General features: G+C 39.7%; 18 protein-coding genes. 13 read left to right on the plus strand and 5 right to left on the minus strand.

Features of this window, described 5'->3' with window-relative positions; translation table 11 throughout:
* Positions 1 to 332: 332 nt before the first annotated feature.
* The 4 genes from ACM0OY_RS17965 to hppD all read left to right on the plus strand — a co-directional run bounded on the left by ACM0OY_RS17965 (position 333) and on the right by hppD (position 4,725).
* On the plus strand, positions 333 to 1,112 hold the full coding sequence (locus ACM0OY_RS17965; protein WP_414570206.1) for a phosphate ABC transporter ATP-binding protein: 780 nt from the start codon (positions 333 to 335) through the stop codon (positions 1,110 to 1,112).
* Positions 1,113 to 1,473: 361 nt separating this feature from the next.
* Positions 1,474 to 2,643: an NYN domain-containing protein gene (locus tag ACM0OY_RS17970; RefSeq protein ID WP_414570207.1), complete on the plus strand. Its 1,170-nt coding sequence runs from the start codon at positions 1,474 to 1,476 to the stop codon at positions 2,641 to 2,643.
* 179 nt (positions 2,644 to 2,822) lie between these two features.
* Positions 2,823 to 3,527 (plus strand): SDR family oxidoreductase, encoded by a 705-nt coding sequence (locus ACM0OY_RS17975; RefSeq protein ID WP_414570208.1) that lies wholly within the window; start codon positions 2,823 to 2,825, stop codon positions 3,525 to 3,527.
* Between the two features lie 115 nt (positions 3,528 to 3,642).
* A complete protein-coding gene (gene hppD / locus ACM0OY_RS17980) occupies positions 3,643 to 4,725 on the plus strand; it encodes a 4-hydroxyphenylpyruvate dioxygenase (RefSeq protein WP_414570209.1) in 1,083 nt (360 codons plus the stop codon).
* A gap of 184 nt (positions 4,726 to 4,909) precedes the next feature.
* On the opposite strand, the gene ACM0OY_RS17985 is transcribed toward hppD, so the two are convergent.
* The gene (locus tag ACM0OY_RS17985; RefSeq protein WP_414570210.1) at positions 4,910 to 8,857 is read right to left on the minus strand and encodes a beta strand repeat-containing protein; all 3,948 of its coding nucleotides are present in this window, start codon (positions 8,855 to 8,857) and stop codon (positions 4,910 to 4,912) included.
* 185 nt (positions 8,858 to 9,042) lie between these two features.
* Between ACM0OY_RS17985 and ACM0OY_RS17990 the strand changes: the two genes are divergently transcribed.
* The 4 genes from ACM0OY_RS17990 (at position 9,043) to ACM0OY_RS18005 (ending at position 11,597) form a co-directional block, all read left to right on the plus strand.
* On the plus strand, positions 9,043 to 9,171 hold the full coding sequence (locus ACM0OY_RS17990; RefSeq protein WP_414570211.1) for a hypothetical protein: 129 nt from the start codon (positions 9,043 to 9,045) through the stop codon (positions 9,169 to 9,171).
* Positions 9,172 to 9,280: 109 nt separating this feature from the next.
* Positions 9,281 to 9,718, plus strand: a complete 438-nt coding sequence (locus ACM0OY_RS17995) for a GNAT family N-acetyltransferase (RefSeq protein WP_414570212.1) — start codon at positions 9,281 to 9,283, stop codon at positions 9,716 to 9,718.
* Between the two features lie 78 nt (positions 9,719 to 9,796).
* A complete protein-coding gene (locus tag ACM0OY_RS18000) occupies positions 9,797 to 10,489 on the plus strand; it encodes an HAD family hydrolase (protein ID WP_414570213.1) in 693 nt (230 codons plus the stop codon).
* A gap of 121 nt (positions 10,490 to 10,610) precedes the next feature.
* Entirely contained in the window at positions 10,611 to 11,597 is a 987-nt protein-coding gene (locus ACM0OY_RS18005) for a protein rep (RefSeq protein WP_414570214.1), read from the plus strand.
* Between the two features lie 55 nt (positions 11,598 to 11,652).
* Here the strand turns inward: ACM0OY_RS18005 and ACM0OY_RS18010 are convergent, their stop codons facing one another.
* The 4 genes from ACM0OY_RS18010 to pdxA form a co-directional block, all read right to left on the minus strand.
* Positions 11,653 to 12,135: a hypothetical protein gene (locus tag ACM0OY_RS18010; protein ID WP_414570215.1), complete on the minus strand. Its 483-nt coding sequence runs from the start codon at positions 12,133 to 12,135 to the stop codon at positions 11,653 to 11,655.
* Positions 12,136 to 12,619: 484 nt separating this feature from the next.
* Entirely contained in the window at positions 12,620 to 12,853 is a 234-nt protein-coding gene (locus ACM0OY_RS18015) for a hypothetical protein (RefSeq protein ID WP_414570216.1), read from the minus strand.
* A gap of 8 nt (positions 12,854 to 12,861) precedes the next feature.
* Entirely contained in the window at positions 12,862 to 13,092 is a 231-nt protein-coding gene (locus tag ACM0OY_RS18020) for a hypothetical protein (RefSeq protein ID WP_094352567.1), read from the minus strand.
* Between the two features lie 39 nt (positions 13,093 to 13,131).
* Positions 13,132 to 14,223 carry a 4-hydroxythreonine-4-phosphate dehydrogenase PdxA gene (pdxA, locus tag ACM0OY_RS18025; RefSeq protein WP_414570217.1) on the minus strand — a complete coding sequence of 364 codons (1,092 nt, stop codon included), beginning with the start codon at positions 14,221 to 14,223 and terminating at the stop codon, positions 13,132 to 13,134.
* Positions 14,224 to 14,435: 212 nt separating this feature from the next.
* Here pdxA and ACM0OY_RS18030 point away from each other — a divergent pair, with 212 nt between their 5' ends.
* From ACM0OY_RS18030 to ACM0OY_RS18050, 5 genes are all read left to right on the plus strand, one after another.
* Positions 14,436 to 14,540 carry a PetM family cytochrome b6-f complex subunit 7 gene (locus ACM0OY_RS18030; protein ID WP_096537968.1) on the plus strand — a complete coding sequence of 35 codons (105 nt, stop codon included), beginning with the start codon at positions 14,436 to 14,438 and terminating at the stop codon, positions 14,538 to 14,540.
* 299 nt (positions 14,541 to 14,839) lie between these two features.
* Positions 14,840 to 15,838, plus strand: a complete 999-nt coding sequence (locus tag ACM0OY_RS18035; protein ID WP_414570218.1) for an SDR family oxidoreductase — start codon at positions 14,840 to 14,842, stop codon at positions 15,836 to 15,838.
* 165 nt (positions 15,839 to 16,003) lie between these two features.
* Positions 16,004 to 16,921 (plus strand): NAD(+) kinase, encoded by a 918-nt coding sequence (locus tag ACM0OY_RS18040; RefSeq protein WP_414570219.1) that lies wholly within the window; start codon positions 16,004 to 16,006, stop codon positions 16,919 to 16,921.
* Between the two features lie 211 nt (positions 16,922 to 17,132).
* On the plus strand, positions 17,133 to 17,819 hold the full coding sequence (nblR, locus tag ACM0OY_RS18045) for a response regulator transcription factor NblR (protein ID WP_414570220.1): 687 nt from the start codon (positions 17,133 to 17,135) through the stop codon (positions 17,817 to 17,819).
* A gap of 137 nt (positions 17,820 to 17,956) precedes the next feature.
* The gene (locus ACM0OY_RS18050; RefSeq protein ID WP_414570221.1) at positions 17,957 to 18,463 is read left to right on the plus strand and encodes a DUF192 domain-containing protein; all 507 of its coding nucleotides are present in this window, start codon (positions 17,957 to 17,959) and stop codon (positions 18,461 to 18,463) included.
* The last annotated feature ends 488 nt before the right edge of the window (positions 18,464 to 18,951 follow it).

An 18,951-nucleotide genomic window follows, 5' to 3' on the forward strand; every position in this document is an offset into this window, starting at 1 on the left:
TTAGTCATTAGTCATTAGTCATTAGTCATTAGTCATTAGTCATTAGTCATTGGTTACTAATTATTCTCCTTGTTTCCTTGTCTCCCCACACTCCCCCATCCCCCGGTCGGTGAGCGGAGCCGAACCGCATCTCCCCACCTCCCTCATTTCTCAACAATGATTTTTGCGACATAATTTAATATAAACATTTACTAAAGGTATATTTGCTATATATCTACCATATACTTACGTATTTTCCATGAAGTTCTCCTTTTAGGAGTAACATAGTGAAACAGCACTGCTGATTTGTACTACCTTACTTAGTCAAGTTTTGTTTCACACGTTTTGGGAATATGAGTAAACTAATTCCAGCCATCAGAGTCAAAAACTTCAGCTTCTATTACGAGACTCATAAGATAGTTGAAGGCGTGTCAATGGATATTTACCAAAACCAAATCACGGCAATTATTGGTTCTAGTGGTTGTGGCAAGTCTACTTTTCTTAAATCGTTAAATCGCATGAACGAATTAGAAGCAGAAGTTAATGTTGAAGGAAGAGTAGAATTTTTTGGACAGAATATTTATGAGCGCCGTGTCAATTTAAGTAGATTACGTCGCCAAATTAGTATGGTTTTTCCCAAGCCAAATCTTTTTCCCATGAGCGTTTATGATAATGTTGCCTATGGCGTGAAATTAGTTGGATGGCATCCGAAAGTAGAATTAGATGCGATTGTTGAATCTGCAATTAAAGCTGCCGATCTTTGGGATGAACTAAAAAATAAGCTGCACAAGTCTGCTTTAGAACTCTCTGGGGGACAACAACAAAGACTATGTATTGCCCGCGCTTTAGCAGTTAAACCAAAAATTCTACTGATGGATGAACCTTGTTCAGGTCTCGATCCTATTGGTAGTATGCAAATTGAAAATCTGATCCAGAGCTTGCGCTTAGAGTTAACAATTGTGATTGTTACCCACAATATGCAGCAAGTAACTCGCCTATCTGATTTTACGGCTTTCTTTTACAGTAATGAAAACCGCATTACTCAAATGGTTGAATTTGGTACTACAAATAAAATTTTTACTAATCCCCTTGATTCCCGTACCCGCGATTACATTTTTGCCCGCGTCAGTTAAAATCTTTTTTAAATTTTGACTATTTAGATGACTATGAGTAGGAATTAGATGACTCGAACTCGAAAAGGCTGATTTTTTACTCCCTAGATACGCAAATCAGTTGAAAAATCCCAAACGGATTACTGTAATTTAATTTCCGCGCCCTTTGAGTTTTTCTTGTGTTGGGCAATACTAATCTAAGTTGACATAATTTTTATACTATAAACTTAAGAAGAGTATCTGCTTTAGACCACCTCAATAAAAAATGAAATGTCCCCGGTGCGAGTCTACTTCATATCGTAAAAATGGTCGTCGTAATAGCAAGCAGAATTACCTCTGCAAAAACTGTGGTAAACAATTCCTTGAGCCGCCACTTTCTCGTTTGCTGGAAGCTGACTTGATTGCTAACAGCAAGGACTACAGTCAACTAAATACGGCTGAAGTTGGAGAACTTGCTTTAGCAAACGAACTATCAGCAGAAAAATTCAAAGAAAAAAATCTTAGCTCTTTTAGTTCTATATTAGCTGAAGAATTACTGCAAATTTTATTATCACCTGATTGGCTTGAATCTGATGCTTTCAAGCATTTTATCCAAAAAATCCAGCAAAAGCAGGAAATTAAACCTGATTTAGAAACAGGAATTTCTGTTTTACTTTTAGATGCAGAAAACTTAAAATTAGATATTAATTCTGAATTATTTTTAGCGAGTTTATGTGAGTATCCTTTGCAAGTTAAATTAGCATTTGCCAACTGGAGAAATCCAAGTATTGGTAAGCACGATATTGAACTTTATAACCGTGGTTATCAACTTGTGCATGTGCCTGGAGGGAAGGATAGTGCTGATGCCAAAATGATTGGATTTGGTGCTTGTGTCTTACGATCTTATCCAGCAGTTAAAGAAATTTTGGTCTGTTCTGGAGATGGAATTTTAATCCACCTCTGTAACGAACTCCAAAACCAGGGATTGATTGTTTATTGGGTGCGTAGACAAGGACAAAATTTGCATATAGAAAACCGGAATACTGGTCACTTAACTCATTACTCTATAACAATGACCAGAGAAGTTCCATCCTTGGAACAAGTAGTTGAGGAAATTCAAGATTTAATTAAAAATGAACAAAACTCAATCAATGCTCGATTACACAGTTTAGCGGCTATTGCCAGTTTATTTGAAGAAAGATGCAATATCAATACCAAGAATCATCAAAAGAGGTCAGAAGTTGAAGAAATAATTTCTCTTCCAGATGATGCGTCTACACAATCCATGAAAGACGAACAACAACAATATTTTATGCAACTTTCTGATAGAGAACAATTAGATCAATTTTTATTGAAAATAATTCAAGATATTCAAATAAATTCTCCCAAAACTAAATTATCTGTGTCCAAGCTAGGTACAGAAATACAGAAAATAACTGAAAAATCTCCTAATTCAATTGTCAAAAAATTAAAGTTAGGTTCTAATTTTACTAAATATTTAGAATCATCCTCTGTATTTAAGTTAAAGCCAAGTGGCAACGAATATGAGGTAATGCCGCTATTCTTTGAGTAAATACTTTCTGAACATCTCAGGAGTTACGCAAAATCATGAAAAAACGAACCGCAAAGGACCCAAAGGAGACAAAGAAATAAGAGTTTCAGAGAGCTTTTGCGTAAGTCCTACATCTATCTAGAACTTGAGTCCATAATTGAGTATTATGTAAAAAGTTGTAAAGAAATGTAAATATTAAAATGCAGGATAAAGTTGTCGTTATTGTCGGTGCTACTGGTGGTATTGGTTCAGCCTTAACACGTAAACTTGCGCCTACGGGAGTACGGTTCGTATTGGCTGCGAGAGATGCGGTGCGTTTAACCACACTGGCTGCTGATTTACCAGGACAAGTTTTGACTGTTCCCACAGATATTACCGATCCTCAACAGGTAGACACTTTGATCGAAAAAACCGTTGCTGAGTTTGGTCAAATCGATATTTTGGTGAATGCTGCTGGTGCTGGTATACTCAAGCCTTACAATAGCCTGGAACCTGCTGATTTAGACAAAATGCTGGATGTCAACTTAAAAGGCAGCTTTTACACTACTCAGGCGGCTGCCCAAGAGATGCAAAAACGCAAGTCTGGTCATATCTGTAATGTAGTAGGAATTCTCGGCAAGCATTCGATGGGGATGGCGGCGGCTTATTCTGCTTCTAAGTTTGGTGTTGTCGGTTTCAGCAAGTGCATGGCAGAGGAACTCAAGCGCTTTGGTGTCAAGTTCACGCTATTCTACTTTGGTGGGGTAGATTCTCCTTTTTGGGATAATGTGAACTTAAAAGTAGACCGGAAAAAAATGCTCAGTGCTGAAACTGCGGCCAATGCGATTTTTTTTGCCCTTTGTGCCGAACCGCAAGCTGTACCAATGGAAATTAACATCCAACCTGATAGTCATCTGTTTTTTTAGGTCTGGGGACGTTGTAGTTCGCCTAGATAATTCTTGCTTGGGAAAGACCTGAAAATTTAGCAAAAAAGGCAAAATTTAGAAATATATAAGCTGTTATGCTGGATTTTCAGTATCTATGAAAATTGATCACGTTCATTTCTATGTAGAAGACGCCAAAATATGGCGGGATTGGTTTGTACACCATCTTGGTTTTCAAGCAGTAGGCGATCGCATTAATTCATTTCATACTTGTACAGAAGTAGTTAAAAGTGGTAGTGTCTGCTTTTTGCTGTCTTCACCACTGTTACCCACAAGTCCAGTAGCTGAGTTTCTACGTCAATATCCCCCTGGTGTCGCCGATGTCGCTTTTGCTGTGGAAGACGTAGAAGCAGCGATCGCACATGCTAAAATGCACGGTGCCACAGTTTTACAACCCATCCAGCAAGAGAATTTAGGCGTAACATCCCTCAAGTGGAGCAAAATTGCCGCTTGGGGTGGACTGACTCATACGTTGATACAAAGAGAAGTAGAAGGAGACGCGGAGACTGAAAGACGCTCTGAGGCGGAGAATTCTTTCACCGCGTGCTCTTTAATTACTGGCATAGATCACATCGTACTCAACGTAGAAATTGGCGATTTAGAACGTGCTGTTGCTTGGTACGAAAATATTCTTGATTTTAAACCCCAGCAGGTATTTAAAATTAAAACCGATCGCTCTGCTTTACACAGTCAAGTGATGGTTTCGCATAATGGCGACGTACAATTGCCAATTAACGAACCAGCTACCAGGAATTCCCAAATTCAAGAATTTTTAGATCTCAACCGGGGGCCGGGAATTCAGCATATTGCTTTGCGCACAACAAATCTTGTGAGTGCGATCGCTAAATTTCGTGCCAGTGGTTTATCGTTACTCTCAGTTCCTCAAACCTATTACACGCAACTAAAACAGCGTCCAGGATTTCCATTATCAGATCGGGAAATTGAGGCGATCGCCAAACAAGAAATTCTCGTAGACTGGCAAGAATATACTGCTTTAGAGGGACAAAATACTGCGCCTTTATTACTACAAATTTTCACCCAGCCAATATTTGAAAAGCCGACATTTTTCTTTGAATTTATTGAGCGCCGTTTCCAAGCTCAAGGTTTTGGCGAAGGAAACTTTCGCGCCTTATTTGAAGCCATTGAAAGCGAACAAATCAAACGCGGTACTTTGCAATAAATACTGATAAGCTGAAAAATATTCAATTTGCACACCGAACTAAACATAACTGTTGTGGGGCACGCATCTTGCCTACCCTAATTATGCAAGTTATACCAATTTAAAAAAGAATGGGATAAATACACCATTTTGTAGAGACGCGATGAATCGCGTCTTCACCCAAGGATGTGTCACTCCGTTATGGCTATATTTGAAAATCTGAAATATTTTCAATCATAATATTGAAATTGTCTATATCACTAAATTGATTTCCTGTAATTGTTACCTCTACTGAGTTAGTGCTATCGTTGCCATTATTAGTCGCATGAATACCGTTTCCATCAATTACTGAGAGAACATTGTTAGAGATAGTAGCACTGCTACTAACATTATCATCAAAATATTCTAGTTTAATACCATCAGTTAAATTCGAGTCTCCTGGGTCAAAATCTCGGACATTGGTAATTGTATTTGCAGATATTGTAAAGATTGTCTGAGAATTATTCCTGACTTGAAAATTCATTCCATCTTTATTGTTAACGCCGTTGATAGTATTTTCGTCAACAGTAATATTGTTAGCAACAACATCATCAGCAGCTTGGAAGTTGATACCATTTGAGCCACTACTTGTGTTTACTCCAGTGATTTGATTTTGATTAATAGCTATACTGCTCAAATTAGCACTGCCTGTTAATTGAACATCGACACCACTACCAATATTAGAAATGGTATTACTATTGATTTGTAATCTACCGGATGCCGTACCAGAAAAGCTAACGCTAATATCATTTAAGTTTTCTGACAAACTATTATCTTCAATTGTTAAATCCACATTGCCTGTAGAATTTTGGGTAAAAATACCATAACTGTTGTTCAAACCGTTAATAATATTCTGATTAAGGGTAACTGTACCTGTAACTTCAGATAAGGCAATACTTTCTTGATTCGCATCAGTAATTGTATTCCTATCTATATTGATAGTACCGTTAGAATTTTCTACCTGAATACCTTGTGTACCTGCGTTGGTAATAGCATTATCAGTAATCTTTGCTATCTCACCACCAGTTAATTTAATCCCTACAGCTTGGGAATTTTGAATAGTGTTATTTATCACCTCTAAATTGCCTTGCAAATCATCTAATCCAATACCTTCAGCAGTAGTATTTGAGATTTGATTGCCTGTAATCTGCACATCCAAAGTAGTTGTATTACTGAAGTTACTTGTACTAATACCGCGTCCAGCTATATCAGAGATGCTATTACTAGTAACATTAGCTGTAGAATTCACATTATCAAAAAATTCGATATTGATAGCATCAGTAAAATTGGAATCTCCAGTAATCGTGTCTCTGATATTGCTAATTATGTTACTAGAAATTGTAAATACAGCACTACTATTTCCATTGAGTTGAAGATTAATTCCATCTCCATTAGTTATGGTATTAATACTATTACCTGAGATAGTAATATTATCGGCAACGACATCGTTAAAAGCTTGTAAGTTGATACCATTAGATGTGATATCTGCATCAACTCCATTGATTTGATTATTGTTGATAGTTACACTGCTCAAATTAGTGCTATCTGACAATTGCAAATCTACAGCAGTACCATTATTGGTGATGGTATTGTCGTTAATTTGTACTGTGCCAGTTGTCCCAGCTAAACTGACACGGACATCATTAAAGTTTTCCGTCAATTGGTTATTGGCAATTATTAAGTTGACATCACCTATGGTATTTGTAAAGTCAATACCAATATTATTGTTGCTACCATTGATGTTGTTCTGACTAATAGTTGCTGTGCCTGTGATTTCCGATAACTTAATACTTTCTTGCTTCGCATCAGTTAAGGTATTATCGCTAATATTTGTAGTGCCGCTAGCAGTTTCTAATACAATACCTCGATCGCCTGTATTAGTAATGTTGTTGCTAGTGACTATGGGAGAAATAACTTGAGCTAGCTGTATACCATCTCCAGAAATATTGCTGATAGTATTACTATTAATTGTAGGACGAACGATCGCATTATCTGTTGCTTGTAATTGAATAGCGCGATCACCACTATCACCGCTGCCAATATTTTGGATAATATTATTAGCAATAGTTATAGTTACATCTGCTTTGTCTGCCACTTGAAAGTCAATACCATCATTACCAGATGTATCTAAAGTATTACCTGTAATCGTGAAGCTAGTAATACTATTATTAAACAAATTGACGGCCGGAGTTGCAGCTTCTGGCTTGAGCAATTCAACTTCAATACTACTATCACCAACATGAGTAATGATGTTATTGGCAATAGTAAAACTACCTTCAGAATTGGCAACGGCATTAATTGAAATCCCTTCGTCAACAATGTTCTTCAAGGTGTTACCAGTAACTACAAATGTGCCTTGACCTAAATTACCTAAATTCAAATCGATACCATCGGCACCAGAACCACCATTAACTTGACCATTATAAATAATCTGATTATTGAGGATATTAGCTGTAATGCTGGCATTGCTAGCACAAGTTTTATTTACAAACGCTGCATCAACATCACGGCAGAGATTAACTTCAATACCATCTACCCTGTAATTAGTATCAACATCAAAGTTGGTGATGATGCGGTTATCAGTAATTGTTAAATCTGTAATTCCTTGGTAATTCCAAACAAAAATCCCACTTTCTAAACTAGTGTCAATTGCAGGGCTGCGGGTATCAGTAATAGTATTTCTAGCAATTTCTACTGTACCTATGACATTTTCTAAATAAATAGCTTCGCTAAAAGCATTGGTAATTTTATTATCTAAAATTCTCACATTACTAATGTTAGTTCCCTTAACGCCTCTTGCATCATCAGTACCAGGAATTTGAATATTAAATCCAGAAATAACAGTATTATTCCCCAGTGTAATTAATCCATTTCCAGTAGGAACTGCGCCAGTAATTGTTGGATGTATCCCACTGCCAGATAAAGGTAGGGTGACGGCTCCCAAATCTTTGACATTAACTACTTGTAGAGGGCCACTCGAGAATACTCGAACGCCATCGGGAATAGTAAATGGTGGAAAAATAGTGTTGAAATTAGAACGAACATAAATCACATTGTCTGCTTTAGCTACCGCCACAGCATCAGCAATTGTGCCAAAGGGAGCTTCAAAAGTACCATTACCAGTACCACCAGGTGCTACGTGGATAATGATGGAGCGATTATTATTTGTAGGCGTATCAGGATTATTTGTAGGAGTTCCAGGATTATTATTTGTAGAACCTTGATTTTCTGATTCAATCGTTGCAGGAAAAGAATTAGTTCTATTTTCAACAGCAACTAAAATAGTAGCTTGGTTCTCTATTGTTGTTGCCATCCGCGCCAAAGCACTATCTTTCTTCGGCTTGCTTCTCCTACTAACACTACCAGGGAAATTTGCACCAATACTAAAAATCAGCCTAGTATCAAATAGGTCATCATTTTGTAGAGAAAGACTCAAACCTAAATAATCATTAGGACGAGCTTCAATTCTCGTTTTCCAACCAAAAGCTTCCCTTGATTGACCGCCAGAGTAGTAGTATACACCCGCATAACCCCGCAAGTCGCCACTACCAATGTTTGCTAAACGTGTACCAACTTCTGCATCTACACCAGACATCGCTACTTCTAAAAAGCGCGATCGCTGTATTATTAATGAATCACCTTGAAAGAATGGCAGATTTCTTTGGTCAATTTGATTTTCTGAAGAATTCAAAGGAAGATAAGCATTAAAACGAAAATCCCAACTACCCAAAGCTTCAAAACCTAGCCCTAACTGATCGAAATTACTCCTACCTGTATCGCGAGTAGAATAAGAAATATAGCCACCAATAATACGATTATCTTTTCCGCTAAAAAATCGATGTCCTAACAATATATTGCTAGCTAAATTAGAGTCATTGTCTAATAAAACTTTCCCTTGTAAGAAAGTCAAACTATTGCCAGGAGTTTGTAAAACAGGTAAAAACCCCTCGAAACTGCTAAATGATTCATATCCTGCCCCCTCAGTGGTGTAGCGTACTCCAAAGCGGGGCGTAAATATCGGTTCTGGTTCTGGTATTGTTTGAGCAATCGCTGTTGATGCAGAAGCTAAAATTCCAAACAAAGTAACGCAACCCAAATATTTCAAATTCTTCATTGGTAGACCTGATATATAAAACCCAAATCAATATAGAGACGTTGCAGTGCAACGTCTCCTGTTCTCCAAACATTAGATAAACCTGCTAGTAGAATTTTTGCGGCGAATACCAATTACACAAGGACGAGGAATACCCGTAGATTGCTACTGTGTGAAGATACCAAAACAGTCTTCAACTTTGACAGATGCTAGCCAACTACTCATTCGTTATCTATGTATTTAGTCAATACCAGTTAGCTGATACAGCCGAAGATATGACCGCTTACATCTTAGTTGTATTTTTTCAAACTGTCACTATAGTTAAAGATGCTTAAAAATCGCCGCTAAAAACAAGGAAGCATCAGGGGTGCAAAGACAACACTAATTAACCAGATTGGTTTTATAATTCTTCGCACTTATTCAGAGTATTAAATAAAGATTCAAATGCTTGAGTATAAAATATCAATTGAAAGTCAGCCAGACTCTAAAGAAGTTGAATTTACAGACAAGCAACTTCACGAATTCAATGTAGACAAGATTGGCGATTATCAATATACGCCGTTGTTTTTACTGCTTCGTGATTCTCAGAAAAATGTAGTGGGCGGCTTGGAGGGTTTTATCGGCTTGGGATGGTTCCATATTGCTACTCTCTGGGTTGCACAAGAGTTAAGAGGTGATGGATATGGAAAAGCACTTCTTTTGGCCGCAGAACAAGAGGCTGTTAATCGTGGCTGCTTCAACGCGTATGTTTTTACTTACAGCTTCCAAGCTCCTGGATTTTATCAGCACTTGGGTTATGAAGTGTTTGGAGAGTTGGAAGATTTTCCTCCAGGTCATCGTCGATACTTTCTGAAAAAGTCTTTACAAAAAACACTTAGTTAAATTCAACAGTGCAAATTTGCGATCGCAAAATAGCCACACAACTGCGATAATTTTAATAAAAATTAACATTTTGTGGCGATGCTAAGACTAATTACTGACTTCGACGGCCCAATTATCGATGTTTCCGAACGCTACTACCGAGTTTATCAATTTTGCCTAGAAAAAACCCGTCGCCCAGACCAACCAGTGCAAGAACTTCCCAAAGCAGAGTTTTGGGAGTCAAAGCGTAAGCGTATTCCCGAAAAACAAATCGCCTTAAATTCTGGCTTAGACGAAGCCCAAGCACAAGAATTCGCTCAATTGCGGCGACAAACAGTACATACACAACCTTACTTCGAGTATGACACCCTTGCACCGGGCGCCGTGGATGCACTGTTAAAGATTCAACAAGCCGGAGTTGATTTAGCAGTTATGACTATGCGCCGAGTCCGGGAACTAGATTATGCCTTCCAAAAGCACGATTTAGGCAGATTTTTTCCAGAAAACCGTTGTTATTGCCTGAGTAACGACTACGTTAAAACTCGTGACATCGAAGATAAACCCTTGTTGATGGCCAGAGCAATAGAAGAACTACCAGCCGCCGCTGATACCTGGATGGTGGGAGATACAGAAGCCGACATCACCGCTGCAAAAAAACACGGTGTTAAAGTGATGGCTGTGGAATGTGGTATCCGCGATCGCACTCAATTAGAACTTTACCATCCCGACTTAATCGTTAAAAACTTAAGTGCTGCTGTAGATTTAATCCTAGAGCCTAAACGTTTTACCTAGAGTCGTCGTAATCGCTCAAAACCTGAGCGTGACAGATGAATAACTAAATATTTTTCCTGAGGCTGCAATGTATAAATTGGGTTAATTTTGGACGTTAATACCAAACTGACTCCGTGATTTTGTGTCCGCGAAAGCCTCAGACAGTAAGCTTATAACTTTTAATATATTCTCTCAAGATAAGTCCCAACCTAGTCAAAATGTACTTAGCTTAAGTAATGTTGCGCCTATAGGTAAAACTTGGGACAAGCACCGAGCCAATGCTGATAAAGTCTTCCAGTATTACGCCAAAGCAGATGAACATTGCTTTCAGCAGTATGCTCGCCGAGTGAGAACATGTTCCGAGTTGCTGGAGTTTCAATTAGTACCAGAGGAATCGGAAGGTATTCTCAACTTAAAACTATCAGATGCCCAATTTTGTAGAGTTCGTCACTGTCCAGTTTGTCAGTGGCGGCGATCGCTCATGTGGAAAGCAAGGGCTTACAAAATTCTCCCACAGGTTGTTACTGACTACCCCAAGTACCGTTGGCTGTTTGTTACCTTGACTGTGAAGAATTGCCGAATTGAAGAACTTAGGGAAAACTTAGATTCCATAAATAAAGCTTTTAAGCGATTGACTGAATTAAAAGTATGGCCTGCAAAAGGTTGGGTGAAGTCCATAGAAGTGACTAAAGCTAAAAATGGAATATCGGCACATCCGCATTTACATATTTTGGCAATGGTATCGCCTTCGTATTTCAGTCATGGTTATTTATCTCATGCCAAATGGGTAGCGTTATGGCAGCAGTGCTTACGGATTGATTACCAGCCAGTTATTCATATTAGCGCGATCGCTAAACATCATAACCCCTCACTACTCATTCCAGAAATTCTCAAATATCAGGTGAAAGAGTCAGATTTGGTAAGTGATAGAGAATGGTTTTTAGAGTTAACCCGTCAACTGCACAAAACTAGAGCGATCGCTGTTGGGGGTATACTCAGACACTATATGCGCGAATTAGAGCAGAAAAACCAAGACCTCATTAATGAAAGTGAAGAGACAGATGAGGTGAACAGGGAAAGTTTGTTTTTTAGATGGGAGCGCAAGTTACAAAGATTTAATATAGAGTGACATCAGCGATACGACCAGACTCACGTAATCCTTACAGTAAATAGATTACAGGAATTTAGAACCGTAAATACTCTGGTTTAATCGTGCGGAAGCTCAAAGACCAGCGGTCAGATACAACAGGAAGTAGTTCATGGAGAATACCAGAATCAAACTTGATAACCTGACCATCTGTAAGCTGATATTCCTGATTACCGATGCAGAAAGTAGCACGTCCAATATTTACTAATGCTACGAGAGGTTCAAAAACAGAGTGGTCACAGTGTCGTATCATGCGACCACCTGGACGATAATGGCAGAGTAAGGCACAATTCCATCCTGGAAGAATGCGATCGCCAAGTCGATTAACCCTCTCATCCCAATGTCCTTTCTTAATTTCCGCGTTAGGCTTTAGTATTACCTCGTATCCAAACCATTTGTGAGTTCGACCATAAGCAACCCGACTAGAAGACATTGATTTCATCCTAGATTGATAATTACGCCAGTCATAAAGACTTTGAAGATCGCTACGAACGTATCCAATAGTTTCAACTAAATTCATTATTAGCTCCTAAAAGTTTTAATTCTGAAAACTAAACTAATTACACTTATCCTCACCCCGAAGGGAAAAAGAAAAAAAAGGCGTTTTGACACCACAACTATTGGAGTAAAACTCTTTATTCGTTTTCACCTGGAGAGATTAAAGAAAGAAGTTATTCAACTAAGCAAGTAGATAAATGCATAGTTCCTAATTTTTAGGCGTTAGCCTGTCCTTCCTCTAACAAAAAGCACAAAAAATACCAGTCACCCGAAAAATAGATGACTGGTATTTATAAATTGCCTTGACTTGAAATTATGAAATAACTTCGATGGACAAATTATAAAATGTGAAAATAAATTGTTATGTTTAAGATTGAGTTATTTAAACTATCGTTCAGAAATTATCTGATGTTGACTTACTGTTACCGCTAGCTGTAATCCCAATGCATCCAGGAATTTACTCAGACAAGAAAATTCAATTTTTCCTTGCTCAAACAACATCAATTTTAACTAGCCAGGGAAAAAGCTTCTGCAACCGCTTTTGGTAATTCAATCAATACGAAATAATTGCTAGGGTATAAATAGTCTTCACCTGATTCATCAATAACTCTAATCATTCGGTGCTTAACAGCATCGGAATCAGGAACAGTCTGGTAAATTTTCCGAATTTCTAAAGAAGCAGCATAATCTTTGTTGCTAATGCAAACAACATATTGAGTTTCTGTGTTCGCTGACTGCATAACGACTCCTATAGAAAGCGTTTTATTTTGATTTCTTTCTTACCAATTCCGTGGGCTTCATACCAGTGTAACTCAGCTTCATAAATGCTTCCGTCGTCTAAGCTAATGGTTGCAAAGCCTTTAAGTTTTCGCCACCGTCCTGAACCATAAGTTTTACGCAAGCGTTCAAGTTCACGAATGGAGTTACCAACAGCAATTATTTCAATATTGGTGATGTCTCCGATAATTTCAAAATTCAACTAAGCATTACTCCTAGTAAATATTGCAACAAATAGGTTTTAACGACGACCCGTCGCCATCCTTTGACTAACCAACTCAGCCGCTAAATCTATCGCCGCTTTCATACTTGTAGCATCAGCAATTCCCTTACCCGCAATATCAAACGCTGTTCCATGATCTGGTGAAGTCCGCACAAAAGGAAGACCAATAGAAGTATTAACTGCGCGATCGAACGCCATCAATTTCACGGGAATTAAGCCTTGGTCGTGGTAAAGTGCCAAGTACGCATCAGCAGGATTTGAAAGGTGAGAATTTCCGTACCAAGCTTGACCGGGCTTAACCCACATTGTATCTGGCGGTATCGGCCCGTCTAATTGCAATTGCGGTCTATTTTGCCGTTCTTCCTCCAACCAGGGAATTAACCAATCTTGTTCTTCACGTCCCAATTGTCCCTGTTCGCCACTGTGGGGATTTAAACCTGCGATCGCAATTCTCGCTTTTTCTATCCCAAAGTCTTGCTTTAAACACTCCACCAACAAATCCAGTTTTTCTGTCAACAACTGCGGTGTCAATATATCAGGAACTTGACATAGAGGAATATGTGTGGTAGCCAGTAAAGCTCGGAGTGTCCAATTAGTATGGGGCGATCGCGCTACAAATAACATACCAAAGCGCTTCACACCAGACTTTTCTGCCAGCAGTTCCGTTTGTCCTGGGTAATTATACCCTGCGGCTTTCCAAGCAGATTTAGCGATCGGCCCGGTGACGATACCATCAAATTTACCAGCAAGTGTTTGGGCGATCGCATATTCCATATAAGCAAAACTAGCCGCACCACTAGCTGCATTACCTATTCCTGGAATAATTTCACCTTTAATTTCCTCCTTTAACTGCACATCAATTACTGACAATAGCTCTGGATTTACCAAAGGTACTAAATTTTGAGTTAAATTCAGTTTTTCATAAGTCTGTGCCAGCAAATCTTGGTTACCCACCACAGTAACGTCATATTTTTTACTAATTGCCGGATCTGCTAAAGCTTTCAAAATTACCTCCGGCCCAATTCCCGCTGGATCTCCGACTGTCAGCGCCAAACGCGGACGATTCTGTTTGCCAAAATTTTCTAAATTCCCTTGATTATTTTGATACATAAAATTTCTTCATAATTAATATTAAATTCTTCCTCATCTTCCTCACCCCTCTCATCTCCCCTCCTTAGTAGAGATTGCCTCCAAAACCAGTAGGGATTAGCTGCTAAACTAGTTTAAAATTATTTACACAGGTCTAATCCCACAGCAACTATTAAACAGCTTCTGGCAGACCTACTTTCAACAAATCAATTTCCATAAGGAGAATCACACGAATGGGCGCTGAAATTTTGAATGCAGCTCTATTGTCCTTCGGTTTAATCTTTGTCGGCTGGGGCTTAGGTGCGTTATTACTGAAAATTCAAGGCGGAGAAGAATAATTGAGTGCTGTTAGCTAGCGGTAGCGGGGCGTTTAGCCCGTAGCTAGTGCTGAGTTAAAAGTTAGGAGTTATAAGAATTCTTCCCATCTCCCCCATCCCTCCATCCCCCTCATCTCACCCACTCCCCACTCCCTTTTTCACCGCTAACCGAGAAAAAAGCTTGTCCCATAAGCGGACAGCAATTTTCTCATGAGCCTCTCCACTTAAATTAATTTTCTGAAAAAAATGTAAACTTTTGTTTGCATAGGTTATTCTGATAACATTCTTTTCATAAAACATTAAGATATATTACAACCCTCATGACATTATTAATCGTCGGTGCCACTGGCACCTTAGGAAGACAAGTGGCTCGTCGTGCTATCGATGAGGGATATAAAGTACGCTGTCTAGTCCGCAGCACTAAAAAAGCAGCTTTTCTTAAAGAATGGGGTGCAGAACTTGTATCGGGAAGTTTGCGTTATCCAGATACCCTGGCAGAAGCATTAGAAGGGGTAACCCAAGTCATTGATGCCTCAACATCTCGCCCTACAGATTCACAAAGTATCAAACAAGTAGACTGGGACGGGAAAGTAGCATTGATTCAAGCTGCAAAGGCAGCTGGTGTAGAGCGTTTTATCTTCTTTTCGATTTTAGATGCCGATAAATACCCAGAAGTGCCGCTAATGGAAATTAAGCGGTGTACAGAACTCTTCTTGGCTGAGTCTGGCTTGAATTACACCATCTTGCGGCTAGCTGGCTTTATGCAAGGGTTAATCGGTCAATACGGGATTCCCATTTTGGAAGGACAGCCAGTTTGGGTGACTGGTGAATCTTCTCCCATCGCCTACATGGACACCCAGGATGTTGCCAAATTTGCTATCCGCGCATTGAGTGTGCCGGAAACAGAAAACCAAGCTTTTCCCGTAGTAGGTACTCGTGCATGGAGCGCAGAAGAAATCATTAACCTGTGCGAACGCTTATCTGGAAAAGAAGCCAGAGTAACACGGATGCCAATAAATTTACTGCGTGCTGTGCGCGGCTTCATGCGCTTCTTTCAGTGGGGATGGAACGTTGCAGACAGGTTGGCGTTTACAGAAGTATTGGCTAGTGGTAAACAGCTAAATGCTTCAATGGATGAAGTATACAGAGTATTTGGCTTAGAGCGAGAACAAACCACAACTCTAGAAAGTTATCTCCAAGAATACTTCAGCCGAATTATGAAGAAGCTTAAAGAGTTAGACTACGAAAAAAATAAGACTAAAAAGCAGAAATCTAAAAAAACTCCTTTTAAACAATCTTCAAAAGCTAATAGCCAATAGCTATTAAACTCCGGAATATAGACATTTGACTGTCAGCTACCCTGCGCTGTAGCGCAAGCTGTGAGCGCAGGCTTTTCCCGGATTTAGCTAAATTAATGACTACATGGTCAAAAATGTGTAACGATTACATAATACAGAGCATTGCCTAAACTTGGATATTTGAGTGTGCCGAAAGCAGGCATTATCTACAACGACGTTAAACCGATAGCGGGTCGTGTCGCTATCGAGTTAGAGGAAAAGCTAACCGCTGCCGGTTGGAATGTGTGTGTCACATCGAGTATCGGTGGCATATTGGGCTACTCTAACCCTGAGAGTCCTGTGTGCCACACCCCCTTAGACGGTCTGACCCCGCCTGGTTTTGACTCAGATATGAAATTTGCGGTGGTGTTAGGAGGAGATGGCACTGTTCTAGCAGCATCTCGCCAGGTAGCACCCTGTGGTATCCCACTGTTAACAGTGAATACCGGTCATATGGGATTTTTGACGGAAACTTTCCTCAATCAATTACCCCAAGCACTAGAGCAGTTGATTGCAGGTGAGTATGAAATTGAAGAACGAGCCATGCTCACCGTCAAAGTGTTTCGCTCAGATTCAGTATTGTGGGAAGCTCTCTGCTTGAATGAAATGGTGCTGCATCGGGAACCTTTGACCTCTATGTGCCATTTTGAAATTGCCATTGGACATCATGCACCAGTAGATATTGCAGCTGATGGTGTGATTGTTTCTACACCAACTGGTTCCACCGCTTACTCATTAAGTGCTGGCGGACCAGTTGTGACTCCTGGCGTACCTGCTCTACAGCTAGTGCCCATTTGCCCACATTCCCTAGCTTCTAGAGCACTAGTATTTCCAGACACAGAACCGGTTAATATCTACCCAGTCAATATTCCTCGCCTGGTGATGGTGGTGGATGGGAACGGGGGGTGCTACGTACTACCAGAGGATCGAGTACATATAGAGCGATCGCAATATAGTGTCCGATTTATTCGCCTGCAACCGCCAGAGTTTTTCCGAATTTTACGAGAAAAATTAGGTTGGGGTTTACCACATATCGCCAAACCAACTTCTGTAGAATTACCATAATCATGGGACATAGGGCATAGGGCATTGGGGAGCCACTGCGTTGGGCGGCTCTGCCGACTTAAAGCAAGTGGCGTCATGGGGCATGGAAAGAGTCAAGGTGCAAAGGTTTCAGGGTTCCAGGGAAAGACTTAGCGCAATTTCCCCTCCGCCCCTTTGCCCCTCCGCCCCTCTGCCCTCTGCTCCATACCCCATGCCCATATCGTAAATTCTTATGACAGTTGCTCAAAGTCCGTGTGTTTTGGTGATTGAAACCGATGACAACCTAGCAAATCAGCTGGCTTGCGATTTGCTAGAAGCTGGCTATGAATCAATTTTGGCTCATGATGCAACTAGTGGGTTGCAACACTGTCGCGATCGCCAGCCTGCTTTAATTGTTTTAGACCGGATGCTAGCAGGAGAATCAGGACTCTCATTGTGCAAAAATCTGAGAAGCATTGGTATGCGATCGCCTGTGTTGATTTTAATGGCAAGGGATACAGTTGATGATCGTGTAGCTTGCCTAGAAGCTGGAGCTGATGATTACATCCTCAAGCCTTACCGCTCAGAAGACTTTTTAAAGTTAATTCGCCTCTACTTAAAACCCGATGTCGATACCACGGAGCAATTACGCTTTGGGGATCTAATTTTAGACATAGCAACTCGCCGTGCCATACACAACGGACGGGCAATTGACTTGACAATGAAAGAATTTGAACTCTTAAAATTCTTAATGGAACATCCCCGTGAAGTGTTAACTCGCGAACAAATTCTAGAAAATGTTTGGGGCTACGACTTTTTGGGTGAATCAAATGTAATTGAAGTGTACATTCGCTACTTGCGTCTAAAAATCGAAGATGAAGGTCAAAAGCGCCTCATACAGACGGTACGAGGCGTCGGCTACGTTTTAAGAGAATCGTAGTACTGACTTTTATTAGTGCTTGATTGATGAGTCTGTAGAGATGTTTCATCAAAATTCTCTAAAATATGCCCTATTAAAATCCAAAATCGGATAAATTCTGTAAAATTGAAATCTAAATTACAGAATCAAAAAACTATATGACTCGTTGGCTAAGCTTGCTCTCGATATTGCTAGGTATTTTGCTGATGGGTTGTTCTGCCCCAACAACAGCTATACCTTCTACTCCCACATCTGGTTCTCCAACTCCAGCACCAGAGAGTTTAGGTCAAAAACTACCAATTTCTGCTAAAGCCATTGTTCCCAATGGCACAACTATTCAGCTAGAAGTAGCAAAGACGGCACAACAGCAAGCGATGGGCTTGATGTATCGACCAGCTTTGCCAGATGACCGAGGAATGCTCTTTCCCTTCCCTTCAGCACAGCCAGTCAGCTTCTGGATGAAGAATGTACCCGTGTCCTTGGATATGGTATTTATACAGAATGGTGTGGTTAAATATATACAAACTGCTGCCCCCCCTTGTGCTAGTGAGCCTTGCCCCACCTATGGCCCGAATACACTAATCGACAAGGTAATTGAACTTCGGTCTGGACGAGCTACGGAATTAAATTTAAAAGTCGGCGATATTATCAAAATTGAGTTTTGAGGCTCTAGTAGAGGTCGGCGGAAATAAACAGACCATTCCAAATCAACGAAACGCTTACGCTGCATTAATTTTGAATTTTGAATTTTGAATTTTGAATTCCGCCTTGCGGTACTAGTGCTTTCTTTTAAGCTCTAGCTATCAAAATCTATGTTTTTTTTGTAAAAAATGTCACTTTATGTGGTAAAACAGTCAGTTGTGAGGCTACTATTTAAAAACTGTGGTAATAATGTCAAATCCTACCGTCTTTAAGCTGAAATCGCAGTTTTAAGGTTTGGTCGCAAAAATATTCCCTTAGGCGTAAGTGTAAATAGTCGTCAATAGGGGAGTATAGGCTATGGAATCTTTGTTACTACATGTGTAATTAACTTAAAGCACACAGTAGACAAGATAAAGTCAATTTAACTAAGCAAAAATACTGCTTGAAATTCGAGCAGATGATTTGTAGAAAAATTTTTATTTACTAGACCCTCTATGAGAAGCCTGTTTTT

It is taken from the genome of Nostoc sp. CCY 9925 (genome assembly GCF_963920935.1).
Taxonomy (GTDB): domain Bacteria; phylum Cyanobacteriota; class Cyanobacteriia; order Cyanobacteriales; family Nostocaceae; genus Nostoc.